The organism is Arthrobacter sp. Leaf234 (assembly GCF_001422665.1).
Classification (GTDB): domain Bacteria; phylum Actinomycetota; class Actinomycetes; order Actinomycetales; family Micrococcaceae; genus Arthrobacter_D.
In genome coordinates, this window is the sequence record NZ_LMLU01000007.1 from 69,906 (window position 1) to 94,534 (window position 24,629).

Annotated in this window: 21 protein-coding genes; 8 read left to right on the forward strand and 13 right to left on the reverse strand. The window is 70.0% G+C overall.

All coding sequences use genetic code 11. The annotated features are described in order from the left end of the window. Positions 1-207 precede the first annotated feature (207 nt). Both ASF21_RS12580 and ASF21_RS12585 read left to right on the forward strand, forming a co-directional pair. On the forward strand, positions 208-1,977 hold the full coding sequence (locus ASF21_RS12580) for a DUF349 domain-containing protein (RefSeq protein WP_082471567.1): 1,770 nt from the start codon (positions 208-210) through the stop codon (positions 1,975-1,977). 106 nt (positions 1,978-2,083) lie between these two features. Beyond that, positions 2,084-2,731: a hypothetical protein gene (locus ASF21_RS12585; protein ID WP_055771785.1), complete on the forward strand. Its 648-nt coding sequence runs from the start codon at positions 2,084-2,086 to the stop codon at positions 2,729-2,731. Positions 2,732-2,843: 112 nt separating this feature from the next. On the opposite strand, the gene ASF21_RS12590 is transcribed toward ASF21_RS12585, so the two are convergent. The 9 genes from ASF21_RS12590 to pdxT form a co-directional block, all read right to left on the reverse strand. Beyond that, the gene (locus ASF21_RS12590) at positions 2,844-5,255 is read right to left on the reverse strand and encodes a RelA/SpoT family protein (protein WP_082471541.1); all 2,412 of its coding nucleotides are present in this window, start codon (positions 5,253-5,255) and stop codon (positions 2,844-2,846) included. A 197-nt stretch (positions 5,256-5,452) separates the two neighbouring features. Beyond that, the gene (gene secF / locus ASF21_RS12595) at positions 5,453-6,451 is read right to left on the reverse strand and encodes a protein translocase subunit SecF (RefSeq protein WP_055771789.1); all 999 of its coding nucleotides are present in this window, start codon (positions 6,449-6,451) and stop codon (positions 5,453-5,455) included. Further along, the gene (secD, locus tag ASF21_RS12600; RefSeq protein ID WP_055771791.1) at positions 6,448-8,217 is read right to left on the reverse strand and encodes a protein translocase subunit SecD; all 1,770 of its coding nucleotides are present in this window, start codon (positions 8,215-8,217) and stop codon (positions 6,448-6,450) included. Before secD ends, secF begins: the two co-directional genes overlap by 4 nt. Before the next feature lie 82 nt (positions 8,218-8,299). Next, positions 8,300-8,893: a preprotein translocase subunit YajC gene (gene yajC / locus ASF21_RS12605; protein ID WP_055771794.1), complete on the reverse strand. Its 594-nt coding sequence runs from the start codon at positions 8,891-8,893 to the stop codon at positions 8,300-8,302. A gap of 100 nt (positions 8,894-8,993) precedes the next feature. Further along, positions 8,994-10,109 carry a Holliday junction branch migration DNA helicase RuvB gene (gene ruvB / locus ASF21_RS12610; RefSeq protein ID WP_055771796.1) on the reverse strand — a complete coding sequence of 372 codons (1,116 nt, stop codon included), beginning with the start codon at positions 10,107-10,109 and terminating at the stop codon, positions 8,994-8,996. Then, positions 10,106-10,792 (reverse strand): Holliday junction branch migration protein RuvA, encoded by a 687-nt coding sequence (ruvA, locus tag ASF21_RS12615; protein ID WP_055772321.1) that lies wholly within the window; start codon positions 10,790-10,792, stop codon positions 10,106-10,108. Before ruvA ends, ruvB begins: the two co-directional genes overlap by 4 nt. 123 nt (positions 10,793-10,915) lie before the next feature. Beyond that, positions 10,916-11,485, reverse strand: coding sequence for a crossover junction endodeoxyribonuclease RuvC (gene ruvC / locus ASF21_RS12620; RefSeq protein WP_055771799.1), 570 nt, complete (start codon positions 11,483-11,485; stop codon positions 10,916-10,918). Between the two features lie 45 nt (positions 11,486-11,530). Then, positions 11,531-12,286 (reverse strand): YebC/PmpR family DNA-binding transcriptional regulator, encoded by a 756-nt coding sequence (locus ASF21_RS12625; protein ID WP_055771802.1) that lies wholly within the window; start codon positions 12,284-12,286, stop codon positions 11,531-11,533. A 2-nt stretch (positions 12,287-12,288) separates the two neighbouring features. Beyond that, on the reverse strand, positions 12,289-13,110 hold the full coding sequence (gene pdxT, locus ASF21_RS17595) for a pyridoxal 5'-phosphate synthase glutaminase subunit PdxT (protein WP_055772323.1): 822 nt from the start codon (positions 13,108-13,110) through the stop codon (positions 12,289-12,291). A 347-nt stretch (positions 13,111-13,457) separates the two neighbouring features. On the opposite strand from pdxT, the gene ASF21_RS12635 reads away from it, so the two are divergent. The 4 genes from ASF21_RS12635 (at position 13,458) to ASF21_RS12650 (ending at position 16,869) form a co-directional block, all read left to right on the forward strand. Beyond that, positions 13,458-14,729 (forward strand): Mur ligase family protein, encoded by a 1,272-nt coding sequence (locus ASF21_RS12635; protein WP_055771806.1) that lies wholly within the window; start codon positions 13,458-13,460, stop codon positions 14,727-14,729. Next, positions 14,729-15,499: a type 1 glutamine amidotransferase gene (locus ASF21_RS12640; protein ID WP_055771810.1), complete on the forward strand. Its 771-nt coding sequence runs from the start codon at positions 14,729-14,731 to the stop codon at positions 15,497-15,499. Before ASF21_RS12635 ends, ASF21_RS12640 begins: the two co-directional genes overlap by 1 nt. A gap of 137 nt (positions 15,500-15,636) precedes the next feature. Then, a complete protein-coding gene (locus ASF21_RS12645; protein ID WP_055771814.1) occupies positions 15,637-15,996 on the forward strand; it encodes a VOC family protein in 360 nt (119 codons plus the stop codon). 261 nt (positions 15,997-16,257) lie between these two features. Then, positions 16,258-16,869, forward strand: coding sequence for a hypothetical protein (locus tag ASF21_RS12650; protein WP_055771817.1), 612 nt, complete (start codon positions 16,258-16,260; stop codon positions 16,867-16,869). A gap of 44 nt (positions 16,870-16,913) precedes the next feature. Here the strand turns inward: ASF21_RS12650 and ASF21_RS12655 are convergent, their stop codons facing one another. Both ASF21_RS12655 and ASF21_RS12660 read right to left on the reverse strand, forming a co-directional pair. Beyond that, positions 16,914-17,447: a tetratricopeptide repeat protein gene (locus tag ASF21_RS12655; protein WP_055771820.1), complete on the reverse strand. Its 534-nt coding sequence runs from the start codon at positions 17,445-17,447 to the stop codon at positions 16,914-16,916. Between the two features lie 93 nt (positions 17,448-17,540). After that, entirely contained in the window at positions 17,541-19,115 is a 1,575-nt protein-coding gene (locus tag ASF21_RS12660) for an alpha/beta hydrolase domain-containing protein (RefSeq protein WP_055771825.1), read from the reverse strand. 202 nt (positions 19,116-19,317) lie between these two features. On the opposite strand from ASF21_RS12660, the gene ASF21_RS12665 reads away from it, so the two are divergent. Together ASF21_RS12665 and ASF21_RS12670 are read left to right on the forward strand one after the other, a co-directional pair. Continuing rightward, complete coding sequence (locus ASF21_RS12665; RefSeq protein WP_055771828.1) at positions 19,318-21,327, forward strand: M3 family metallopeptidase; 2,010 nt, start codon at positions 19,318-19,320, stop codon at positions 21,325-21,327. 25 nt (positions 21,328-21,352) lie between these two features. Next, positions 21,353-22,123: a GNAT family N-acetyltransferase gene (locus tag ASF21_RS12670; protein WP_055771830.1), complete on the forward strand. Its 771-nt coding sequence runs from the start codon at positions 21,353-21,355 to the stop codon at positions 22,121-22,123. A gap of 93 nt (positions 22,124-22,216) precedes the next feature. Here the strand turns inward: ASF21_RS12670 and pdxS are convergent, their stop codons facing one another. After that, entirely contained in the window at positions 22,217-23,131 is a 915-nt protein-coding gene (pdxS, locus tag ASF21_RS12675) for a pyridoxal 5'-phosphate synthase lyase subunit PdxS (protein ID WP_055771833.1), read from the reverse strand. A 217-nt stretch (positions 23,132-23,348) separates the two neighbouring features. Next, on the reverse strand, positions 23,349-24,452 hold the full coding sequence (locus ASF21_RS12680; protein ID WP_055771836.1) for a spore photoproduct lyase family protein: 1,104 nt from the start codon (positions 24,450-24,452) through the stop codon (positions 23,349-23,351). Positions 24,453-24,629: the final 177 nt, after the last annotated feature.

Here is a 24,629-nt window from a genome sequence, read left to right on the forward strand (position 1 = left end):
TGTCCGGTGGACGCCTCCCTCGCCGGCCGGGACCGGACCGATAGACTCCTGAACCCTGCATGGTGTGATCCTGCATGACATGGCTCCGGCGTTGATCAGGGCCATCCGACGAGCGAAAGACTTCTAGCGGTGACAGAGAGTCAGCAATCCGACGAAACGACCATCGGCCTCGGGACGCAGCAGGACGCTGCGGAGGCCGACGGTGCCATGGGCGACCGCCCCTCGACCTCCGGCACGGAGGACGCCCCGGCGGCTCAGGCCGACGAAGCCCCGGCGGCTCAGGCCGACGAAGCCCCGGCGGCTCCGGCGGACGCCCCCGCTGCTCCCGCGGACGAGGTGGTCGAGGACGGATCCGCCGCGGATCATGACGCGACGGCGGATGAGGCGTCCGCCGGCACGGCGGACCCGGTGGCCACCGAGGCCACCGAGGCCACCGAGGCCACCGAGGCCACCGAGGTCGACGAGGTCGCGGCTCCGGCCGACGCCGCAGCAGCGGACGACGCCGGGACCTCGGAAGCCGAGGCGACAGCGGACGACGTCGCGACGACGACCGAAGCGACCGGGACGACCGAGCCCGCTCCGCCCCTCGCCGCAGAACCCGCTCCCCTCAGCACCCCCTCCCCCCGCCTCGCGGCTCCCAAGCCGCCGCTGCCCACCGCCATGACGCCGCGGCCGCTGAAGAAGACCGCCCAGCCCGTCGTCGCTCCACCCGCGCACAGCACCTCCCTCGAGGAGGCCGCGAAGTTCGCACGTGTCGAGGAGGACGGCCATGTCTTCCTCCTCGTCGACGGCGAGGAGCACGCGGTGGGCCAGTACCCCGATGCGACGCGTGACGAGGCGCTCGGCTACTTCGTCCGGAAGTACGACGACGTCGTCAGCCAGGTCGCCCTGCTCGAACAGCGTGTCCAGGCCAAGGCGCCGTCGTCGGACATGACCAAGACCGCCAAGCATCTGCGCGCGCAGGTCGGCGAACGCAAGATGGTCGGCGACGTGCTCGCCCTGGAGGCGCGGATCGACGCACTCCTCGCGGAGATCGGCGGTCTCGAGAAGGCCGAACGCGCCGTGCAGGACGAGCTCAAGGCGAAGGAACTCGCTGCCCGCGAAGCCATCGTCGCGGAGGCCGAGGAGCTCTCGGGGCGCGATCCTTCCACCGTGCAGTGGAAGGCCAGCAGCACGCGCATGAACGAGCTGTTCGAGCTGTGGAAGGCTGCCCAGAAGAACGGGCCGCGCCTGGGCCGCGGTACGGAGGACGCCCTGTGGAAGCGGTTCCGCTCGGCCCGCACCGTGTTCGACCGCCACCGCCGCGCATACTTCTCCCAGCTGGACAACGACAACGCCGAGGCCAAGCAGGCCAAGGAAGCGCTCATCAAGCGCGCGGAGCAGCTGTCCACCTCCACCGACTGGGGCCAGACCGCCGCCGAGTACCGGCGCCTGATGGACGAGTGGAAGGCGTCGAAGCGCGCCAGCCGCAAGGACGACGACGCCCTGTGGGCCCGCTTCCGGGCAGCGCAGGACCGCTTCTTCGAGGCCCGCAAGGCCGTCAACGAGGCAGTCGACGAGGAGTACGCAGGGAACCTCGTGGCGAAGGAGGCCCTGCTGAAGGAAGCCCAGCAGATCCTGCCGATCCGCGACCTCGCCGCCGCCAAGAAGGCACTGCAGTCCATCCGTGACCGCTGGGACGAGGCCGGCAAGGTGCCCCGCGCGGACATGGGCCGGATCGATGCCGGTCTCCGCCAGGTCGAGGACGCCGTGAAGTCTGCGGATGACGAGCACTGGACGAAGACGAATCCCGAGACGAAGGCGCGCACCAACAGTGCGCTCAGCCAGCTCGAGGGGACGATCGCGCAGCTCCGCGAGGACCTCGCCTCGGCCGAGCGTGCGGGCAACGCGAAGAAGATCGCCGGCGCGCGCGAAGCCCTCGCCGCTCGCGAACAGTGGCTGGAGATGCTGCAGAAGTCCGCCCAGGACTTCTCCTAGCCGGGGGCCGGTCCGCCGGCCGCCGAGCCACCAGCCCTCCGGCGCCGTTGTCCACATCGGCGCCGGAGGGCTTTTGCGTCGAGGCCGTCCTCGCGATGCTGGACCAATGCCTCCCCTCGACAGTGCCGACGTCGCAGCACCCCCGGAACGCCATCTGGGGGCAGGCGCCGTCCCGGTGACGTCGACCGGCGGCGCCCTGTTCCACGCAGGCGAGATCTTCACCTCGGCCGAGCTGCAGGCCATGCGGCTCGACGGCCTCGTCCGCCTCGTGATCGGGGACTCCTACCTCCGCAGCGACTTCCGGGAGGATCCTGCCACCAGGTCCCGGGCGGCGGCACACAGCGTCCCGCACTCTGTGCGCCCCCGTGTGGCGCTCGGTCGATCCTGCGCGGCGTGGATCTACGGCTGCGCGGCTCCTCCGAGCGTGATCAGCCTCGTGACGGACCATCGGCGCCGCACGACCGCCCTCCCGCCCTTCTCGCCCGCCGTCATGCACCAGGTGGCGCTCGGGCCGTTCGACGTCAACCTCGTGGGTGGCGTATCCGTGACGACACCGCTCAGGACGGCGCTGGACATCGCCGTGCACGGAGAGGAGCGGGATGCGGTGGAGATCCTGCGCGCCATCGGGTCCTCGGCCACCCTGGACTGCCCGCTCCGGCTGGTGGAGGTGGCCCTGGCCAGGACCGCGCGCGTGCCGGGGAAGACCCGGGCACTGGAGCGGCTGCGTCAGGCCCGGGGTCCACATCGTGACTGAGCGCGGGCCATGCGACGACGCCGGGCAGCCCGCCCATGTCGTCCCGCCGGACACCTGCAGTTTCAGGACCGGACGAATCCGGGTACCGGCGCTGCGGCCGGCAGTGCTTCGATCAGCGGCGCTGCGACCCCGTCGTCCGGTACACGTCGAAGACGCCGTCGATGCGGCGCACGGCACTCAGGATGTGGTTCAGGTACTTGGGATCGCCCATCTCGAAGGCGAACCGCGACATGGCGACCCGGTCCGAGGACGTGTTCACGTTCGCCGCCAGGATGTTCACGTGGTTCTCGGCGAGCACGCTCGTGACGTCCGAGAGCAGGCTCTTGCGGTCCAGCGCCTCGACCTGGATCTCCACGAGGAACACGCTGGACTGCGTGGGCGCCCAGTCGACCGGCACGATCCGGTCCGGCTGGTCCCTCAGCTCCGCCACGTTCCGGCAGTCGTTCCGGTGCACCGAGACGCCGGAGCCGCGCGTGACGAACCCGATGATGGGGTCCGGCGGGACGGGCGTGCAGCACCGGGCTAGCTTGACCCAGACATCACCGACACCGCGGACCGTCACACCGGAGTCGGAGAACTTCGGCCTCCGGGGCTGCGTGGCAACCGCGGTCTCCGCGATCTTCTCCTCCGCGCTCTCATGACCGCCCATCAGCGCGACGAGGTGCTCGATCACGTTCTGCGCGGACGTGTGGCCATCGCCCACCGCCGCGTACAGCGCGGCGATGTCCTGGTGTTTCAGCTCCTCCGCGACCGACATGAGGGCGCTGTGCGTCATCATGCGCTGCAGCGGCAGGTTCTGCTTGCGCATGGCGCGCGTCAGCAGCTCCTTGCCCTTGTCGATCGCCTCCTCGCGGCGTTCCTTGGTGAACCACTGGCGGATCTTGTTCCGGGCGCGGGGACTCTTGACGAAGCCCTGCCAGTCCTGGCTGGGGCCGGCCCCCTCGGCCTTCGAGGTGAAGATCTCCACCCAGTCGCCGTGGTTCAGCTCGCTGTTGAGCGGCACCAGCTTCCCGTTGACCCGGGCGCCGATGGTCCGGTGCCCCACCTCGGTATGGACCGCGTACGCGTAGTCCACGGGCGTGGACCCGGCCGGCAGCGCCATGACCTCACCCTTCGGGGTGAACACGAACACCTCGCGCGCATTGATCTCGAAGCGCAGCGAATCGAGGAACTCGTTCGGGTCGGACGTCTCCTGCTGCCAGTCGACGAGGCTGCGGAGCCACCCCATGTCGCCGTTCTCCGGGGTCTCGAGCTGCCGCCCGCCGCTCTTGTACTTCCAGTGCGCCGCGACGCCGTACTCGGCGCGGCGGTGCATGTCGTGCGTCCGGATCTGGATCTCCACCGGCTTCCCGCCGGGGCCGATCACCGTGGTGTGCAGCGACTGGTACATGTTGAACTTCGGCATCGCGATGTAGTCCTTGAACCGCCCGGGCAGGGGGTTCCAGCGGGAATGCAGCGAGCCGAGGGTCGCGTAGCAGTCGCGCACGCTGTCCACCAGCACGCGCACGCCCATCAGGTCATGGATGTCGTCGAAGTCCTTGCCGCGCACGATCATCTTCTGGTAGATCGAGTAGTAGTGCTTGGGCCGCCCGGTGATGGTGGCCTTGATCTTCACCGCGCGGAGATCCTCCTCGACCTGGTTCCGCACGAGGCTCAGGTGCTTCTCCCGCTCGGGGGTCCTGTCCCCCACCATCCGGACGATCTCCTCGTACACCTTCGGATGCAGCGCGGCGAAGGAGAGATCCTCCAGCTCCCACTTGATGGTGTTCATGCCGAGGCGGTGGGCGAGGGGCGCGAAGATCTCGAGGGTCTCCCGCGCCTTCTTCGCCGAGGATGCCGGGGAGACGAAGCGCCAGGTCCGGGCGTTGTGCAGCCGGTCGGCGAGCTTGATGACCAGCACCCGGATGTCCTTGGCCATGGCGACGACCATCTTGCGGACTGTCTCGGCCTGGGCGGCATCCCCGAAGGAGACCTTGTCCAGCTTCGTCACGCCGTCGACCAGCATGGCGACCTCCGCGCCGAAATCACGCTTCAGTTCGTCCAGGGTGTAGGAGGTGTCCTCGACGGTGTCGTGCAGCAGCGCTGCCGCCAGCGTGGTGCCGGTCATGCCGAGCTCCGCGAGGATGGTCGCGACGGCCACAGGGTGCGTGATGTAGGGGTCGCCGCTCTTCCGCGTCTGGCCCTCGTGGCTGCGCTCGGCAACCAGGTAGGCGCGCTGGATGAGGTCCAGGTCCTCCTTGGGGTTGTTGGCGCGTACGGTGCGCAGGAGCGGCTCGAGGACGGGCGAGTACCCGGAGGAACCCCTTCCGGTGAGTCGCGCGATCCTGGCGCGGGTACGGCCGCGGCGGCCGGGGGCGACTTCGCCGGCGCTGCTCGCGGAAGGCGCGGACGACGGCGACGCGGGTTGCACGAGCCCCCGGGCTGCAGGCTGCGGGACCTCGGTGGTGACAGGCCCCGTGCCCTCGGCCGGGACGACGTCCTGGGCGTCACCGGGCCGCACTGCGGGATTCACCGCTTCAGCCATGCACAGCCCCTCCATCTCGGTATCGGACCCTGGAAGGACTCAAGATGCCACAGGTCGGGTCGCACATCCAAGTCTAGCCGGGCTTTTCACCGCACCGGCCGCAGCATCCCCTGAAGGATGCGACGGCCGGAGCAGCGCGTCGGAGTCGTCGCCGGGGTCGTCGATGCGCTCGGCGGATCAGCGTTCCGGCGCTGCGGTCAGGCGGCAGCGGCCTCCATGGAGCGGCGGTTCAGGACCTTCTTCTCCTGCTTCCTCAGTTCGGGCTCGTTGAGCCGCAGCGCCGCGTACAGGGGGGCTGCGATGAAGATGGTACCGAGCGTGCCGAGGATGATGCCGATGAACAGTGCCAGGGAGAGGTCCTGGAGGGTGCCCGCCCCCAGGACGAACGCACCGATGAACAGGATCGAGGCGACCGGGAGGATGGCCACGACCGACGTGTTGATGGAGCGCACCAGGGTCTGGTTGACGGCGAGGTTGACCTGCTCGGCGAAGGTCCGTTTCGTGGAGATGGTCACGTCCGCGGTGTTCTCCCGGATCTTGTCGAACACCACCACCGTGTCGTAGAGGGCGTAGCTCAGGATGGTCAGGAAGCCGATGATCGCCGAGGGTGTGACCTCGAAGTCACTGAGCGAGTACAGGCCGGCCGTGACGACCATGACCACCACGAGGGCCGCCATGGCGGCGAGGGACATCTTCCACGTGCGGAAGTAGATGCCCATCAGGATCGCGGCCAGGACCACGAACACCCCGAACCCGATCAGCGCCTGGCGGCTGACGTCCTCGCCCCAGGTCGGGCCGACGAAGCTCGACGTGACCTGGTCCTCCCCGACACCGTAGCCGGCGACCAGGTTGTCGCGGACGCTGAGGGTCTCGTCGTCGGAGAGCCGCTCGGTCTGGATGCGCATGGTGTCCGCGGCGATGTTCGTCACGCGAGGCACGGCGTCGGGAACGACATCGGTCACGGCCTGCTCACCGACGGCCACCTCCGTGTTCTCCGTCGCCGACACGGTGAACTCCGAACCGCCGCGGAAGTCGATACCGAGGTTGAAGCCACCCTTGACCACGGGGATGACGATCGAGACGAGGAGGGCGATCCCCGCGATCAGGAACCAGAGGTTCCGCTTGGCGACGAAAGGATACGAGCGCTTGCCCGAGTAGAGCTCGTTGCCGAAGGTGGCGAAGCTGGTGCGGCTCATTCGTGGGTCTCTTTCTGGGAAGAACCGGTGCGGTCGACGACGGTGGACCCCGTACGTCCGGCGAGTGCCTCCTGCTGCTCCGCGCGGCGGCGCTCGGCGATGGTCAGGCGGCGTTCCGCCTCACCGGAGGCGCCCTTGTTCCTGGCGCGGGTCGTGGCGGCCGGCGCGGGAACGGTGGCGCCGGGCTCACGGAGCCTGCCTGCTCCCCGGTAGAGGGGAATGCCCCCGAGGCGGCGGGGATCGAGGCCGGACCACGGGTGGCCCTCACCGAAGAACTTCGTCCTCGCGAGGAGCCGCAGCACGGGGTGCGTGAACAGGAAGACGACGATCAGGTCGGCGATGGCGGTCAGGCCGAGGGTGAAGGCGAAGCCACGGACGTTGCCCACGGCGACGAAGTAGAGCACCAGCGCGGCGAGGAGGTTGACGGCCTTCGAGGCGAGGACGGTGCGCTTGGCCCGGCGCCACCCGTTCTCGACGGCGGAGACGAGCCCGCGCCCGTCACGCAGCTCGTCGCGGATGCGTTCGAAGTACACGATGAACGAGTCCGCGGTCTGGCCGATAGCCACGATCAGGCCTGCGACACCGGCGAGTGAGAGACGGTAGTTCTCCGTCCAGCCGAGGATGCAGATGGCCAGGTAGGTCAGGACGCCCGCGACGACGAGCGACGCGATGGTGACCAGCCCGAGGAGGCGGTACTGGAACATCGAGTACACGGCGACGAGGAGCAGGCCGATCAGCCCGGCGATCAGGCCCAGGCGGAGCTGGTCCGCACCGAGGGTCGCGGAGATCTGCTGCTCGCTCTGGATCTCGAAGCTGATCGGCAGCGCGCCGTACTTGAGCTGCTCGGCCAGCGCCGCGGCGGACTCCTCGGTGAAGTTGCCGCTGATCTGGGGATTGCCGTCGGGGATCACGGCGTTGGTGGTGGGCGCGGAGACGATCCGGCCGTCGAGCACGATGGCGAACTGGTTCCGTGGGTCCCCGTCGCCGAGGGCGAAGAGGCGCTCGGTGACCTCGCGGAAGATCTGCGTGCCCTCGTCGTTGAAGTCGATGTTGACGGCCCAGGTGTTGAGCGCCTGGCCCTGGGCACCCCGCTGCAGCCCGTAACTCGCGGTCGAGATGTCCGTGCCCGGTACCTCGACCGGGCCGAGGATGTACTTGCCCTGGGTGTCTGGCTCGCAGGCGACCATGGGCTCGTCGGCGGGCGCCGGTTCCTCCGCGGGCTCGAGTGCGGCCGGATCGAGGCAGTCGAGCGCCTCGAACTCCTTGTACAGCTCCGGGGTGATCCAGTTCGGATCGCTGGCGTCCTGCGGCTCGGCCGCGGGCTGGGGCAGCTGGTCGTCGGGCGTCGGCGTCTCGGCGGCGGGCGCCTGACCGGGTCCGCCGGCGAGGACCGGCCGGAACTCCATCTGCGCGGATGCCTGGATCAGGTCCCGCGTCTCCGGGTCAGGGGTGCCCGGGAGGGACACGATCACGTTCTGGCCGGACTGGGTGTTGATCTCGGCTTCGGCGACGCCTGAGCCGTCGACACGCTGGCGGATGATCTCGACGGCCTGGTCGAGCTGCTCGGGCGTGATCTCGCTGCCGCCCTGGACCCGGGGGGCGAGGATCATCTGGGTGCCGCCCTCGAGGTCGAGGGCCAGGCGCGGGCTCCAGCTGGCCGTGCTCCAGATGGAGCCCGAGCCGAGGAGGATCGCGAGCAGTGCGGTCAGTACGCCCAGCCAGACAAGTGTCCGCTTGGCTGCCGTCCCGGGACCGGTACGAGGCATGGTGAGGTGTCCTTATGCTGTGGCGCCACGCGTGGCGCCGGTGTCACGACAGGCGCGGCTGAGTACCGGCCCCTGAGGAATGCTAGTGGTCGGGGTTCGCTTTGGGGTCGCGGGCGTCGCGCGCGTCGCGGTTGTCCCGCAGCGGCTGATCACTCTCGGGCAGCTCGCCGCCCTGCTCGCGCAGGGGGTCCGGGGTCTCGGCACCCGACACCGTGGAGGGCGAGGTGGCGGTCGCCCCGCCGGTGGCGGGCCGGTCGACACCGTCGAGCGAGGAGGCGTCGTCCGGGACGACCGCGCCGTCGTAGGCGTCGAGATCGCGCCGTGCGGCGTCATCGTCCGTACCGGGCGTGTCCTCCGCCGCGGCGGACTCCTGCTGCACGACCTTCGAGAGGGCCTGCGTATGGACGGTCGCGAAGGTGCCGGGCGACAGTTCGAGGACGGCCTTATTGTTCTCCTGGTCGATGGAGACGATCGTGCCGAAGAGACCGAACTGCGTCATGACCTCGGTGCCCGGCTCCATCTGCGTCCGCATCTCCTTGACCTGCTGCTGCGACTTACGCTGCCGCCGGAACATGGTGAAGATCAGGAACGCCAGCGCCAGGGGCAGCAGCAGCGAGAAGATGTCGAAGGGAGGAGCATCTTCGGATGCGGTCTGGGCAACTACGTGTGCGAGCACTGGGCGAATCCGTTCGTGGGTCTGGGTGTGTGCGGCAGGGATGTGCCCCGGCACACAGACGAAGACACCAGTGTAAAGGGGAATCCTGACCGCTTCCGCGTCACGGGTCCGGTCGGGCCCAGCTGTCGATCGCGGATTCGCTGCCCATCAGGTCCTCCGGCGCGACGGAGAAGAGGTCCTCGGGCATGGCTGCGGCCACGGTGGCGGGCATCACGAGGCCGAGGTGCTTCCAGGCGGCGGCGGTCGCGATCCGCCCCCGCGGGGTGCGTCCCAGCATGCCCTCACGCACCAGGTAGGGCTCGGCCACGGTCTCCACGGTCTCCGGTTCCTCACCGACGGCGATGGCCAGGGTGGACAGTCCCACCGGCCCTCCGTTGAACTTGGTGATGAGGGCCGTGAGCACCGAGCGGTCGAGCCGGTCGAGCCCGCGCGCATCCACCTCGTACATGTCCAGCGCCGCACTGGCGGACCGTGCATCGATGAGGTCGACGCCGTGGACGAGCGCCCAGTCCCGGACACGCCGCAGCAGGCGGTTGGCGATACGCGGGGTCCCCCGGGAGCGGCCGGCGATCTCCGCGAAGGACGCCGAACTGACCTTCATGTCCATCAGCATCGCGGAGCGGCGGAGCACGAGCTCGAGTTCCTCGGTGGAGTAGAACTCGAGGTGCCCCGTGAAGCCGAACCGGTCCCGGAGCGGGCCGGGAAGGAGGCCGGCTCGCGTCGTGGCTCCGACGAGCGTGAACGGCGGCAGCTCCAGGGGGATGGCGGTGGCGCCGGGTCCCTTGCCGACGATGATGTCGACCCGGAAGTCCTCCATGGCCATGTACAGCATCTCCTCGGCGGGCCGGGACATGCGGTGGATCTCGTCGAGGAAGAGCACCTCCCCCTCCGTCAACGAGGAGAGGATCGCCGCGAGGTCACCGGCGTGCTGGATGGCGGGCCCGGAGGTGATGCGCAGCGGCGCGTTCATCTCCGCGGCGATGATCATGGCGAGGGTGGTCTTCCCGAGCCCGGGAGGGCCGGACAGCAGGACGTGGTCCGCGCTGCGCCCCCTCAGGCGGGAGGCTTCGAGCACCAGCGAGAGCTGCCGCCTGACGCGCTTCTGGCCGACGAAGTCGTCGAGGTTCTTCGGCCGGAGCGCGGCCTCGACGGCGCGGTCCTCCGGATCGGCCGCGGGCGCGACCAGCGGCACGTCCTCGGGGTGGTGGTCGGTCATGCGCCCACCTCGGCGTCGGCCTGGACCCGGCCGGCAGCGCCCGCGGGAGTGCGCGGACCCCGGGTGGTCGACCGGGCGGAGCTGCGCGCGCCGTCCTGGCCGAGCCTGCGGAGGGTGAGTTTCAGGATCTGCCCCACGTCGCCGGTCGCGGCGACCTCGGGCGCCTCGGCGACGGCGGCGTCGATCGCCGCTCCGGCGTCCTTCTCGGACCAGCCGAGGCCCATCATGGCCGTGAGCACCTGGCCCTGCCAGGACTGCGCCGACACACCGGGCTTCGCCTCCAGCGGCACGAGCTTGCCCGCGAGTTCCAGCACGATGCGCCGCGCGCCCTTGGGCCCGATCCCGGGTACCTTGCTGAAGGCCTTGTCGTCGCCCGACGACGCCGCGATGCGCACGGCATCCGGGGTGTGGACGGCGAGCACGGCCAGGGCCAGGCGCGGACCGACGCCGCTGACGGCGAGGAGCGTCTCGAAGACCTCGCGCTGGTCGGCGTCCTCGAACCCGAAGAGCGTCATGGAGTCCTCGCGCACGATCATCGCCGTCGCGACGCTGGCCTCCTCGCCCGTCCGCAGTCCCGCGAGGGTCTGCGGGGTGGCCTGGACCTGCATGCCGAAACCGTTGACGTCGATGACGGCGGAGTGCAGGCCCACGTGGGTCACTGTCCCGCGGAGGGAACTGATCATGAGGAGCTCCAGAGGCACGTGCGGATGGATGGACCGGGCGCACCCGGTGTCGAACATACGTTCTAATGCACTACGGTACCGGCGTCACGCCGTGCGATCGAGCCGCCACACCGGGGGGCGGGCCTACCGGCGTCGGGCCCTGGCTTCCGCTTCCGCCCACAGGCGCTGCGCCGGCGTGAGCGAGCCGCCGGACGCCGCGGCGCCCTGCTGCCCCACTCCCCTGCGCCACGCGTGGGTGATGGCGAGGGCCAGCGCGTCGGCGGCATCCGCCGGCCGCGGAGGGGTGTCGAGGCGGAGGATCTTCGTGACCATCTTGGTGACGGCCACCTTGTCCGCCTGCCCGTTGCCCGTGACGGCCGCCTTGACCTCGGTGGGCGTGTGCAGGGCGACGGGGATCCCGCGGCGGGCGGCCGAGACGATGACCACGCCGGACGCCTGGGCCGTCCCCATGACGGTGCTCACGTTCAACTGGCTGAAGACGCGCTCGACGGCGAGGACCTCCGGCTTGTGCAGGTCCAGCCAGGTGTCGACCGACTCGGAGATGACGAGCAGCCGTTCGTCCAGGCTGCGACCAGCCTCCGTCCCGACGACGCCGACGGCCACGAGCGTCGAGCGACGGTTCGGTTCGATGTCGACGACGGCCAGGCCGCACCTCGTCAGTCCGGGGTCCACGCCCATGACACGGTAGGTCACAGGGCGGATCCGGTCAGCAGGAGGACGCCGCCGGGGTGGGCGATGTCAGTCGTCCTCGAGCTCGGCCAGGACCTCGTCCGAGAGGTTGGCGTTCGAGTAGACGTTCTGGACGTCGTCGAGTTCCTCGAGGGCGTCCACGAGCTTCAGGAACTTGCGCGCTCCCTCGGCGTCCAGATCCACCTGCATGGACGGGACGAACTCGACCTCGTCGGTCTCGTACTCGATGCTGCTCGCGTCGAGGGCCTCGACGACCGCACGGAGATCCTGCGGCTCCGACACGATCTCGAAGGTGTCGGCCGATTCCTTGACCTCGTCGGCGCCGGCGTCGAGCACGGACATGAGGAGCTCGTCCTCGGTGAGTCCGTTCTTCGGCAGCGTGACGACGCCCTTCCGGGCGAAGAGGTAGGCCACGGATCCGGGGTCGGCGATCGTCCCGCCGTTGCGGGAGATACCGAGCCGCACTTCCGAGGCAGCACGGTTCTTGTTGTCCGTGAGGCACTCGATGAGGAGCGCCGAGCCCTGGGGCCCACGGGCCTCGTACATGATGGTCTGGTAGTCGACGGCCTCGCCGAGCAGGCCCGCGCCGCGCTTCACCGCGCGGTTGATGTTGTCGATGGGCACGGAGGTCTTCTTGGCCTTCGAGACGGCGAGTTCGAGGCCGGGGTTACCGGCGACGTCGGCACCGCCCGCGCGCGCTGCGACCTCGATGTTCTTGATCAGCTTCGCAAAGGACTTCGCGCGCTTGGCGTCGATCGCCGCCTTCTTGTGCTTGGTGGTTGCCCACTTGGAGTGCCCCGACATGCTTACGCTTCTCCTCTGATCATCCGGATAAAGAGTTCGTGGACCCGCCGCTCACCCGTCACTTCCGGGTGGAAACTCGTGGCCAGCAGGTTGCCCGAACGCACTGCGACAATTCTAGCGACCGGCTCCAAGTCCGCTCCTGCGCCGTCCGTAGCACCGCCGGAGCCGTCGCTTGAGCCGCCACTTGAGCCGCCACTTGAGCCGTCGCTTGAGCCATCGCTCGAGCCACCGCCGTCAGCACTGTCACCGACGTCGTCCCGGGGTGCCGCCCGGGGTGTCCCGGCGGCGGGCACCTGCGCCAGCACCTCGACGCCGTCGCCCACCTTCTCGACCCAGGGCGCCCTGATGAAGACCGCGCGCACGGGGTCCCCGGCCGCGGCGGCACCCGTGGCCGCCAGCTCCGCGAAGTCGAGGTCGGTCTCGAAGGACTCGCGCTGGCGTCCGAAGGCGTTGCGCCGCACCACCATGTCGAGCCCGCCGAACGTCTGCTGCGGATTCCCCGAGCGGTCGGAGGCGGGATCGGCGATGACATCCGAGAGCATGATCATGCCCGCGCAGGATCCGTACACGGGCAGGCCGCCGAGGATCAGCTCGCGCAGCGGAGCGGCCAGCCCGAAGGTGCGCGTCAGCTTGTCGATGGTGGTCGACTCGCCGCCGGGGATGATGAGGCCGTCCACAGCGGCGAGTTCCGCCGGACGCCGCACCGTGACGGCGCGTCCGCCGAGCGACTCGATCGTCGCAATGTGCTCCCGTACGTCGCCCTGCACCGCGAGGACCCCGACGACGACGTCGCGCCGTCCGGCCGCGGCCCTCCCCTCCGTGATCGCGCGATCCCCGGAGACCGGGCGCCCGCCGGCCGGAGGCACGCCGACCGGACGCACGCCGGATCGACGGGTGTCGGCCGGCGCATCGATCGGCGCGTCGAACGGAGCGTCGAACGGAGCGTCGAACGGAGCGTCGAACGGAGCGTCGAACGGAGCGTCGAACGGAGCGTCGATCGGAGCGTCGATCGGCTCATCGGATACGGGGACCGACGTCGGCAGGGGCGCCGAGGAGGACGGGGAGGTCATCCCTCGATTCTAGGTCGTCGGCCGGGCGTAGCCGCCCCGGCCGGGAGCGCCTCGTCCCCCGCCTCGCGGGAAGAACGCCGGCCCGGCGATATCGTGGAGGCATGAATCCCCTTCCAGTCCTCGTGGGCAAGGCCGTGCGCATCGCGTCCCGCCTGCGCGGCGGCGGCTCCGCCCTTCCCGGCCTCGTGGTCGAGCGCCTCGACCCCGGGTTCATGGCCCGCGCGCTGTCCACCCTCCCCCGCGGCGTCGTCGTCGTCAGCGGGACGAACGGCAAGACGACCACCACCAAGATGGTGGTGGAGCTCCTCGAGGGCCAGGGCCTGAAAGTCTTCACCAACCGCACCGGCAGCAACTTCACGCGCGGCGTGGCCGCCGCACTGCTCGGCGAGGTGGACTGGCGCGGCCGCCTGACGGCGGACGTCGCCGTGCTCGAGCTCGACGAGGCGCACGCGGTGCACTTCGTCAAGCTCGTCCCCCCACGCTTCTCCCTGCTCCTCAACGTGCTCCGCGACCAGCTGGACCGCTTCGGCGAGATCGACGCCACCACGCGGCTGCTCGAGCGCATCGCCCTGGCCACGACGGGCACCGTCGTGCTCAACCGCGAGGACCCGCGCGTCGCCGGTATCGCCTCATCGGTCACGACCGCCGACGTCGTCTATTTCGGCCTCGACGCATCACTGCGGAGCACGTTCCCGAACGACGACGAACTCCGCGGCGCGGCCGGCACCGCTCCCGCCTCCGCCCTGCCCGCTGACGTGGTCCTCCGCTCGGTCGACGGTAAGTCCGCCGAGTTCGAGGCGGACGGCACGGTGACCCGCACGGATCTCCGCCTCCGGGGCGTCTACAACATCTTCAACGCGGCCGCCGCGCTCGCTGCGGCGCGGACCGTCATGGCCGGAACCGCCGACGACGACCGGTTGTACGCGTCCCTGGCCGCCGTCGAGCCCGCGTTCGGACGGGGCGAGAGCCTCGTCGTCGACGGCCTTCCCCTGGAACTGGTCCTGGTGAAGAACCCGAGTGGCTTCCGGCTCGGGCTGAAGTCGTTCGATCCTGCCGGCTGCGCGACGATGATCGCGATCAACGACAACTACGCCGACGGGCGCGACATGTCCTGGCTCTGGGACGTCGACTTCGACTCGCTCGGACTCGGCGGCGTAGAGATGGTCAGCGGCGTCCGCGCCTACGACATGGCGCTCCGGTTGAAGTACGACGACGTCCGCGTGGGCGCCGTCGAGACCGACATCCCGGACGGGCTCAAGCAGTTCATCGGCGGTTCGGCGGGCCACCCCAAGCGCATCTTCTGCACCTACACGGCGATGCTCGCCGTGCGCCGCGAACTCTCCAAGATCACGAAGGTCGAGGTGGTCTCCTGATGACCGATGCACCGTCCGCCAGCCACCTCAGCGAGGCTCCTGCCGATCCGGCGAAGGGGACGCTGCGCATCCTGCAGCTGTACCCACGGGAGATGAACATCTACGGCGACTACGGCAACGTCCTGGTCCTCAAGCAGCGGCTCGCCTGGCGCGGTTACGGCGCCGAGATCCTCGAACACAACGCCGGCGACGCCTTCCCCGCGGACATCGACGTCATCATCGGTGGCGGCGGACAGGACAGCGGACAGGTGGTCATCCAGGACGACCTCCAGTCGATCGCTCCGCGTCTCCGCGAGCTCGCGGAAGACGGTACGCCGATGCTGCTCATCTGCGGTCTGTACCAGCTCTTCGGGAGGGAGTTCCGGACACACGACGGCACCGTGATCCCCGGGATCGGCGTGCTGGACCTCGAAACCCGGGGTGGCACGGAGCGATTGATCGGCAACGTCGTCGCCACCAGCGAGGAATTCGGCGACATCCACGGCTACGAGAACCACAGCGGACAGACCTTCCTCGGCGAAGGCGTCAGGCCGCTCGCGACCGTCGTCAAGGGCGCGGGCAACAATGCTGAGGACGAGCATGAGGGGGCGCGCTACCGGAACATCGTGGCGAGCTATCTGCACGGCTCGCTCCTGCCCAAGAACCCGGCCATCGCCGACTTCCTCCTGCGCACCGCCGCCGAGCGCAGGTTCGGTTCCTTCGACGCCGACGGCCTGGACGATTCCCTGGCCGATCTCGCGCGCCGCCACGCCGCCGAGCGCCCCCGGTAGGACAGCACGGGCGAGCCGCCGTCAAGGGTCCTCTCCTCCGGAGCGTCGGCTCCGACCGGCCGGTAGCGTGCCGAGGGACGGGCCCGGCCGGGTCCGTGAACCCTCTGGATCCCCTCCGGATCCGCGGAAGGAGCATCATGGCCAAGGGAGTAGCAACCGTCTGGGTCCCCGTCGAGGACATGGACCGGGCGCTGGCCTTCTACCGGGACACCCTGGGACTGGACGTCAGCATGCAGGAGGACGAGTGGGCCGAGATCGACGCCGGCGGGCTCACCATCGGCCTCAACGCACGGGAGGCCACCCATGGCGGAGCAGGCGGCGGAGCCGTCATCAGCCTCGAGCCGGAAGGCTCCATCGAGGACGAGCTCGAGCGCATCGCCGCCCGGGGTGGAGCGTCCGTGGAGGGCGACATCAGCGAGTACCCGTGGGGTCGCATCCTCCCGTTCAAGGACAGCGAGGGCAACGACCTCCAGCTCTACACGCCCCCGAACGGCTGACCTGCGGACGACGTGGACCCGACGCCGTGCCCGCCCGACTCCGGGGCGGGCACGGCCGGTGTCCGGGCGGACCTCGCTCCGGCCTCCAGCGCCTTCTGCTCCGGGGTCCAGCGGACTTCGCCCTGGCGTCCAGCGCCTTCTGCTCCGCCGGCTGGGCGTGTTCTCCTCCGCCGGACGGGCGGCCATCCTCCGCGCGGAGGACACCGGGATCAGCACGAGGGCGGATGCGCCCGCGCCGGGCGGGTCCGTAGCGTGGATCCCATGTCGCCGAAGACCACACCTCCCCTCCCGCTCTTGGCCGATCTCCTGTCCGGGCTGGGCATCATCCTCTGGTACGCCCTGCCCGACTACACCACGAGCAGGCCGGTGCGCGTCGTCGCCAAGACGATGATCCTCACCGCCAGTGCGGCCTACGGGATCGCGGCGATGAGACGCGGCAGGCTTTCACCCGGCGAGGACACTGCACCGGAGCCGGAGCCCGGCGACCCGGGTGTCGCCGCCGATCCTCCATCACCCCGGTCGACCACCGATGGACGCTCGGGCACCCACCGGGGCCCGCGCTTCCGGTCGTCGATGCGCCACCCCGTACGTCACCCGGTGGTGCTCACGGGAGCAGCGGTGGCTTTCCTCGGCGGAAGCGTCGCGCTGACGGTCGGAATGGAACGGCTCGTCTTCGGTGTCGGGGAGCGCCTTGCGGACAGAGGCACGCGGCTTCCGCATACCCGCATCGGCCTGGTCCTCGGCGTGGGCAGCACGGCTGCGACCCTCGGCGCGGAGGCGTTCAGGACGCGCAACCGCCCAGGCACGGACAGCCAGGACCCCGCTCGCCACGGGAAGGACAGCCTGGACCGCGCTCGCCGCCACGTGGGGTGAAGGCCGGCCGTGACCGTGCCGCGGAGGACGGACGTCACGTCACGTCACTCAGGGCGATCCATGACAGGCTGCGGGGACGAGCCGCGGTCCGGCGTCGTGCTCGGCAGCTCGTCGGCGTAGGCACCGAGGGCTCGCCGGTAGCCGTCGAGCGTCGGGATCAGGGCTGCGAGTGCGGTGCGCAGGGCATCGCCATAGCGTCCCTCGTCGTAGAGCGCGAGGGCCAGGAAGGCCTGACGCGCCGCCTCGTCGGCCTCCGTCGCCGGCATCGACTCGAGCATCCGCACCGCCTCGGCCGACGCGCCGACGTTGCGCAGGGTGCTGGCCAGCTGGATGACCACGCGGGTGGCGCGCTCGCCCTCGAGACCCGCACGGATCGCCGCACGATAGAGGGGGATCGCCTCGTGTTCGAGACCGAGGGCGTCGTGCACGCCGGCGTACTCGAAGAGGGCTGCCGCATCGCCGTCAGGCCGCACGGCGGCCAGGTCCCGCATCCGGACGAGGGATTCCTCGGGACGCGTGTCGTCGAACTCCTGCTCCCAGTAGGTCCCGATCTGCTGTTCCCAGGTCTGCTCGTCCATCCGGCAACCCTGCCACAGCCGATGTCCCCTTGCAGGCCGTCCACGCAGAGAGGCCCCCGCCGGAACGGGGGCCTCTCTGCGTTCATCCCACCATCAGGGGATCCTGCTCTGCGCGGCGTCCCTCTGCAGCTCGCGTGCGTCGTAGGCGGTCAGGAACCCTTCACGTTCGAGGCTGCGTGCGCTGTCCTTGACCGCCTTCACGTAGGCTCCGTGGTTCCGGTAGAGGCTGTCGATCACCGTCTGGGACAGCGGGCGCTCGTATCCTGCGATGAAGCAGAAGGACGCGCCCGTCGCCGTGCCGTACCAGGTGCTGGTGGGCGCGTCGAGGAACGGCGAGCGGAGGCCGCCCTGCACGTTGCCGAACCGGTCGAGGACCGGCGCGCCGTTGCGCACCAGGATGGGCTCCGCGTGGGGAGGCGCGACGCCGTCGCGCACCCAGGCGTCGAGGTTCCGCAGCGCTGCGTTGAAGAAGATCGAACTCGGGAACCGGCTGCGTGGCCCCTCGTTGCAGGATGCCGGCGGGACGGCGCGGTCCGCGGCGAGGATGTCTGCGGAGGACGCCGAGAACGTGAGCTCGTCGGGGGTCGCGTGGCCGGCGCCTGCCATCTCGTAGTGGCGGTACTGGTCGCCCGGCGCATCGCTGTCCTCCCGGCGGGAGCCGATGCCGAGGAGATAGTCGGACTGCGACATCATGCGCATGATGGGCACGCCGACGTCCCTGAACTGGCGGCGGACGTCGGTGGCCGGTGGCGCGGGCTCGCACTGGTTCATGGGGTACGCGCCGGCGAAGGCGCCACCGGCGACGGCGACGAGGTAGGCGTCGTAGATCGGCGCTCCGTCCGACTCGACGACGAGCGGGTGCACGCCGTTGATGTAGTTCACGAGGAAGCCACCGGTCTGGGAGTAGCCGAAGCCGTAGGCGTGCTCCACGCGGGTTGTCCGCGCGCCGTAGCGCAGCGGGTTCGTGGCGTCGTCGCTCCTCAGCCAGGCACCCACCTGCGAGTAGATGTCCCAGATCAGGCCGTTCTCCGTCGTCCTGGAGGAGTCGGCGGCGACCGTGGCGCAGTTCGCCGGATCGGTCAGGGGCAGCGGATTGGCGAAGGACAGCGAGGCGTACCGCTCCGCGTCGAAGTTCTTCAGCGCCTCGACGGCGATCGGCTTGGCGGTGATGCCCACCCAGGCGTCACCGTTGGCGACGATCTGCTCCTGGGCCACGGCCCAGCCGATGTTGAGGTCGAAGAGGTTGCTCGGATTGAGCATCTCGACGACCACGTTGCCGCTGAACGCCTGGCCCCTGGCCGGCTTACGGACCAGTACGCGGGTGCTGTACGGGGCGTCGGGGGTCCGGATCTCGGCGGGCCCTGCCGCAGGCCATGTGTAGACGTTGGAGGTACCGCTCACGAGGTACTCCTCCTCCACGTACCCGAGGCGGGCGAGGTCCTGCGGGACCTCCTGGTGGTCCGCCGCCCCGAAGGGGTAGGACTCCGCCGTGGAGGCGAGGGGGCCCTCGACGGCCGGGATCGGCGTCGTCCCGTCGGCGGCGAGGGGGGCGACGACGCGGGCGGGAGCCGGCGGTGGTGCCGCTACTGCCGGGACGGCTGCGACGGTGACGCCGCTGAGGGCCAGCGACAGTGTCAGCAGGACGGATGTTCGGGAACGGGTTCTCATGGGTGCTCCTTCTCGGGACCGGGCTGCGCTGCCCGGCGTGCTCCGCGGCAACCGGCTCCTGTGCCGGCCGCCCCTGTCCTGGTGGCGCCCCCGGAAGGACGCCGATCATCAGGCAGCGAAGCATTCCCGACCCTAGGGAGCGTGATCCGGACGGGTCAAGGGTGGTGCGCATACGTGCAACAACGTGCAAAAGTTAGTTCTCATGAGCAACCCTTTCCTCGAGCCGAGCACCCTCGACTACCAGCTGCCACCCTTCGCCTCCCTGCGGGAGGAGCACTACCTGCCCGCCTTCGACGCCGGCTTCGCCGAGCACCTCGCGGAGATCGACGCCGTCACGGGTTCGGCCGAGGCCCCGACCTTCGAGAACACGGTCGTGGCACTTGAGCGTGCCGGGCGTACGCTGCACCGGGTCGCGAGCGTGTTCTTCAGCAACTCGGTCAGCCACGCGACGCCGTTCATCCAGGATCTCGAACAGCAGGTGGCGCCGAGGCTCGCTGAGCACGAGGACAACATCAAGCTGAACCGGCCACTGTTCGAGCGTCTCCGCCGGGTGCCGCTCGACGGGCTCGACGACGAATCCGTGCGCCTGGTGGAGGAGTACCTGCGCAGCTTCGTCCGGGCAGGTGCGGAACTGGACGACGACGCCCAGGTGACCCTGCGCCGACTGAACTCCGAACTCTCGGCCCTCAGCACGGAGTTCTCCCAGAAACTCCTGAAGGACACCAACGATTCGGCGCTGCTCCTCGATCGCGCGGAGGAACTCGACGGCCTCTCCTCCGACGCCGTCTCCGCCGCCGCCGGAGCTGCCGCGGAGGCGGGCCACGAGGGCAAGTACCTGCTGACCCTGATCCTGCCGACCGCGCAGCCCGCACTGGAGCTGCTGACGGACCGGGACGTCCGCCGCAGGCTCCACGAGGCGTCCGTCAACCGCGGAGCGCGCGGCAACGAGGCGGACACCCTCGCGATCGCGACCCGCATGGCGACCCTCCGCGCCGAACGCGCAGCCCTGCTCGGATTCGACACGCACGCAGCGGCGGCGACCGACAACCAGACGGCGCCGTCGCTCGCCGCGATCATGGACCGGATGCGGGAGCTGGCCGCTCCGGCCGTCCGTAACGCCAGGACCGAGGCCGCGGAACTCGAGGCCGAGGCCGGGCACCCGATCGAGCCGTGGGACTGGGCGTTCTACGCGTCGCGGGTGCGGAAGGCGAAGTTCGACGTGGACCTCGATGCACTGCGCCCGTACTTCGAACTGGAGAGCGTCATCAACGACGGCGTCTTCCACGCCGCGAACCGGCTGTACGGACTCAGCTTCGCGGAGCGCCCCGACCTCGTCGGCTACCACCCGGACGTCCGCGTCTGGGAGGTCTTCGATGCGGACGGGTCAGGGCTGGGCCTGTTCCTCGGCGACTACTACACGCGCGATACCAAGAGCGGGGGTGCCTGGATGAATTCGTTCGTGGACCAGTCCGCGCTCGAGGGCACGCGTGCCGTCGTCGTCAACAACCTGAACCTGTCGAAGCCGGGCACGGGCGAACCGACGCTGCTGTCCTACGACCAGGTGGTCACGACGTTCCACGAGTTCGGCCACGCCCTGCACGGCCTGTTCTCGGACGTCACCTACCCGCTGTTCGCCGGGACCGCCGTCCCGCGCGACTTCGTCGAATACCCCTCACAGGTCAACGAGATGTGGATCCTGTGGCCCGAGATCGTCGCGAACTACGCGCGCCACCACGAGACCGGGGAGGCGCTCCCCCAGGACGTCATCGACCGCATCCACCCGGCGGGCGCCTGGGGCGAGGGCTTCGAGACCACGGCCTACCTCGGCGCCGCCCTCCTGGACCTCGCCTGGCACTCCATCCCCTCCGGCACGGTGGTCGAGGACCCGCTCGCCTTCGAGGCCGCCGCCCTCGCGGACGCGGGGGTGGATTTCGCGCCGGTCCCGCCGCGCTACCGTACGTCCTACTTCAAGCACATCTTCGCCGGCGGGTACGCGGCGTCCTACTACGCCTACATCTGGAGCGAGATGCTCGACGCCGACACGGTCGAGTGGTTCAGGACTTCCGGCGGCCTGACGCGCGGGAACGGCGACCACTTCCGGCGCGAGCTGCTGTCACGGGGCAACAGCATCGATCCGCTGGAGGCCTTCCGCCGGTTCCGCGGACGCGACGCGGACCTGCAGCCCCTGCTCGTGCGTCGCGGTCTCGCGTGAGACGCGTCCGCGCGGGCGCACCCGCATGGTGACCATCGCGCAGTGCCAGCGGCTGGAGACGGCATGGTCGGCGGCGCTGGCGACGGCGACGGGTGGGAAGACGTTCTCGACGCACGGGAACACCTGGGTCTGGCTGCCGGCGCGGCGTGAGCTCGGGCTGATGTTCCCCTCCGCGGTCAGTGCCACCGCCGTGCGGCCCGCGCTGGCCGAAGGAGTGCGGCTCGGCGCCGCCTCGGTCCGCGTGTGGCTCAACGGGGCCGTGGACGCCGTCGAGCTCGGGGACCTGCGCTTCGAGCCGAGCTGGCAGCCGTGGTGGATGGCCGCACCGGTGTCGGCCGTCACCGGTGGCGCGGGCGTGGCGAAGGAGGGCGACGACGGCGGCGGGGACGCGGGCGCCGCCCGGCTGACGGACGAGGTGCCCGACTACATCGGACCCCTGGCGCAGGAACTGCGAGTGGTCCGGTCGCAGCCCCGCCAGGCGTGGCATGCGGTGTCGCGGTCCGCCGGTACCGGCAACATCACCGGTGCGGCCTACTCGTTCTACCCGTCCGGCGTCGCCGGACTGCGCGGCCTCGGCGGCATCCATCACCTCGAGGTGCTGCCGGATCACCAGCGGCAGGGACTGGCGACCTCCCTGGTGGCGACGACGGCACGGCGGGCCGCGGCAGCCGGAGCCCTCGACCTCGCGGTCAACGCCACTCCCCAGGGCTATGCGTTCTTCTCCCGACGCGGCTTCACGCTGCTGGGCCGCGGGAAGACGTTCTCGCTGCAGCTCGACGGGTCCGCCGGTCGGTAGGCCGGTTCCGGCCGGGAACGGCAGGAGGACCGCAGCCCGTGCGGGCTGCGGTCCTCCTGAGGTCCTCGCGTCCCTGATCGGGGACGGGCAGTACTACCAGCCGCGCTCTGCGAGGCGGTGCGGCTGCGGGATCTCGTCCACGTTGATACCGACCATGGCTTCGCCGAGCCCGCGCGAGACCTTGGCGATCATGTCGGGGTCGTCGTGGAAGGTGGTCGCCTGGACGATGGCATTGGCGCGCTCGGCCGGGTTGCCGGACTTGAAGATGCCGGAACCGACGAACACGCCGTCCGCGCCGAGCTGCATCATCATCGCGGCGTCCGACGGCGTCGCGATCCCGCCGGCGGTGAAGAGCACCACGGGGAGGCGGCCGGCCGAGGCTACCTCCCTGACGAGCTCGTAGGGCGCCTGGAGTTCCTTGGCGGCGACGTAGAGCTCGTCCTCGGCCATGGAGGACAACCGGTTGAGCTCCGCACGGATGGTGCGCATGTGCATCGTGGCGTTCGAGACGTCACCGGTGCCGGCCTCGCCCTTCGAGCGGATCATCGCAGCGCCCTCGTTGATGCGACGCAGCGCCTCACCGAGATTGGTGGCACCGCAGACGAAGGGGATCTGGAACTTCCACTTGTCGATGTGGTTCGTGTAGTCGGCCGGCGTGAGGACCTCCGACTCGTCGATGTAGTCGACGCCGAGCGACTGCAGGACCTGCGCCTCGACGAAGTGACCGATGCGTGCCTTGGCCATCACCGGGATGGAGACGGCCTCGATGATGCTGTCGATCATGTCGGGATCGCTCATCCGGGACACGCCGCCCTGGGCGCGGATGTCCGCGGGAACCCGCTCGAGCGCCATGACGGCCACTGCACCGGCGTCCTCGGCGATGCGGGCCTGATCGGCTGTGACGACATCCATGATGACGCCGCCCTTGAGCATTTCAGCCATACCCCGCTTGACCCGGCTTCCGCCGGTCTGCGCTGTGGTTGCCGAATTGTCTTCAACGGTGGACACAACTTGCCCCTCAAGGTAGAAAAAAGCTGACCCTTCATGATACGACGCCCGGGGCACTGTTCCGGCCGCAGTGGCGGCCCCCGGGAGAGCTGCCGGCCCGCCCGTTTCCAGGGGGCGGTGGGTGCTGACAGGCCGTGGCGCTCGGCCAGGGGCGGTCCTACCACGGGGCTTGCACCGGGAGTTCAGCGGACCGGGCGGATACGCCCGGATGCCCCGATCAGGTCCAGTAGAGGAGGCGCGCCGCCGGGACACGCCGCTCGAGCTCGTCGACGAACCAGGTCCGCATCTCGCTCATCGTCTGCTTCGGGTACACGTACTTGATCCCACCGAACTTCGAGCGCTTCCGACTCCGCAGGTCCTCGTCCATCTCGAGCTTCGTCCGCGGGTACCAGCCGAGCAGCACCTCCTTGCTGGCGGGCGTGAACCGGTGCGTGATGATCTCGGCCGTGAGGTCGACGTCCTCGATGCCGTCGAGGGCAGCGGCGACGTCGTCGAGCAACGCGCCGTACTGCTCACGCCAGCCGGGGACGGGCATGATGGGGGCGATGGTCAGGCCCACACGGTAGCCTGCCGCCGCGACCGCGCGGAGCGCCGTGAGCCGTGCGGGCATCCTGGCCGTCCCGCCCTCGAAGCGGTTGGCCACCTCGGCGGCGTTGACCGAGAAGCGCACCCGTGTCCGGCCGCCGTGATCCAGCGTCACCAGCTCGCCGACGTCGTCGAACTTCGTGGTGAACCTCAGCTGGACGTCCTCGCCGAATTCTCCCGAGCCCACGCGGGAGATCGCCGCCGCGAGCGAGCCCGTCACGTTCTCGATGCCGAGCGGATCGGTGTAGCAGGACATCTCGAAGGTGGTGCCCTCGCCACCTCGCTCGATGGTGCCGCTGGTCACGGAACCCCGGCCGGCGTGCGTGCGCACCCCGTCGAGGACGTCGTCGAGGTTCGCGTAGACGCGGGTCACCGGCGGACCCTGGAGCGAGCCGGCCAGATAGCAGTACTGGCAGTGGGCGGGACAACCCTTCGCGAGGTCGATCCGCCAGTCGGCACTCGGGGGGATCGGCTGGGGCTTCAGCGCACTGGGCGGTGCGACGACGACGGCCAAAGTGTTCTTCGCCGACGCATAGGTCTCCCGTTCCGTGGCGCCGCGGAGCCCCGTCAGGGCGTTACCGGGGAGGACGCGGATGTCCTCCACTCCGGCTGCCTCACAGCGGCGGACGATCTCCGCGGTGTGCGGCAGGTCGGAGGCTGCACGCGTGATCAGCACATGGCGCGGGACCCACAGGCGCGTGGGGGTGATCGTGGTCAGATCCTGTTCCTGGGGCATCGTCATCACCTTCTACAACACTGCGAAGGGTGCTTATGTTCCGCGGGCGACGGGTGTCGGGCACCGGTCTCCGGGGCGAGGCGGACCGAGCATCCCGGTCTGCCACGTGAGGCTGCGGGGCGTCATCGGAGGTCATCGGGGGTCACGCTCCGACGCATTCCGGCACACCGGCGGTGG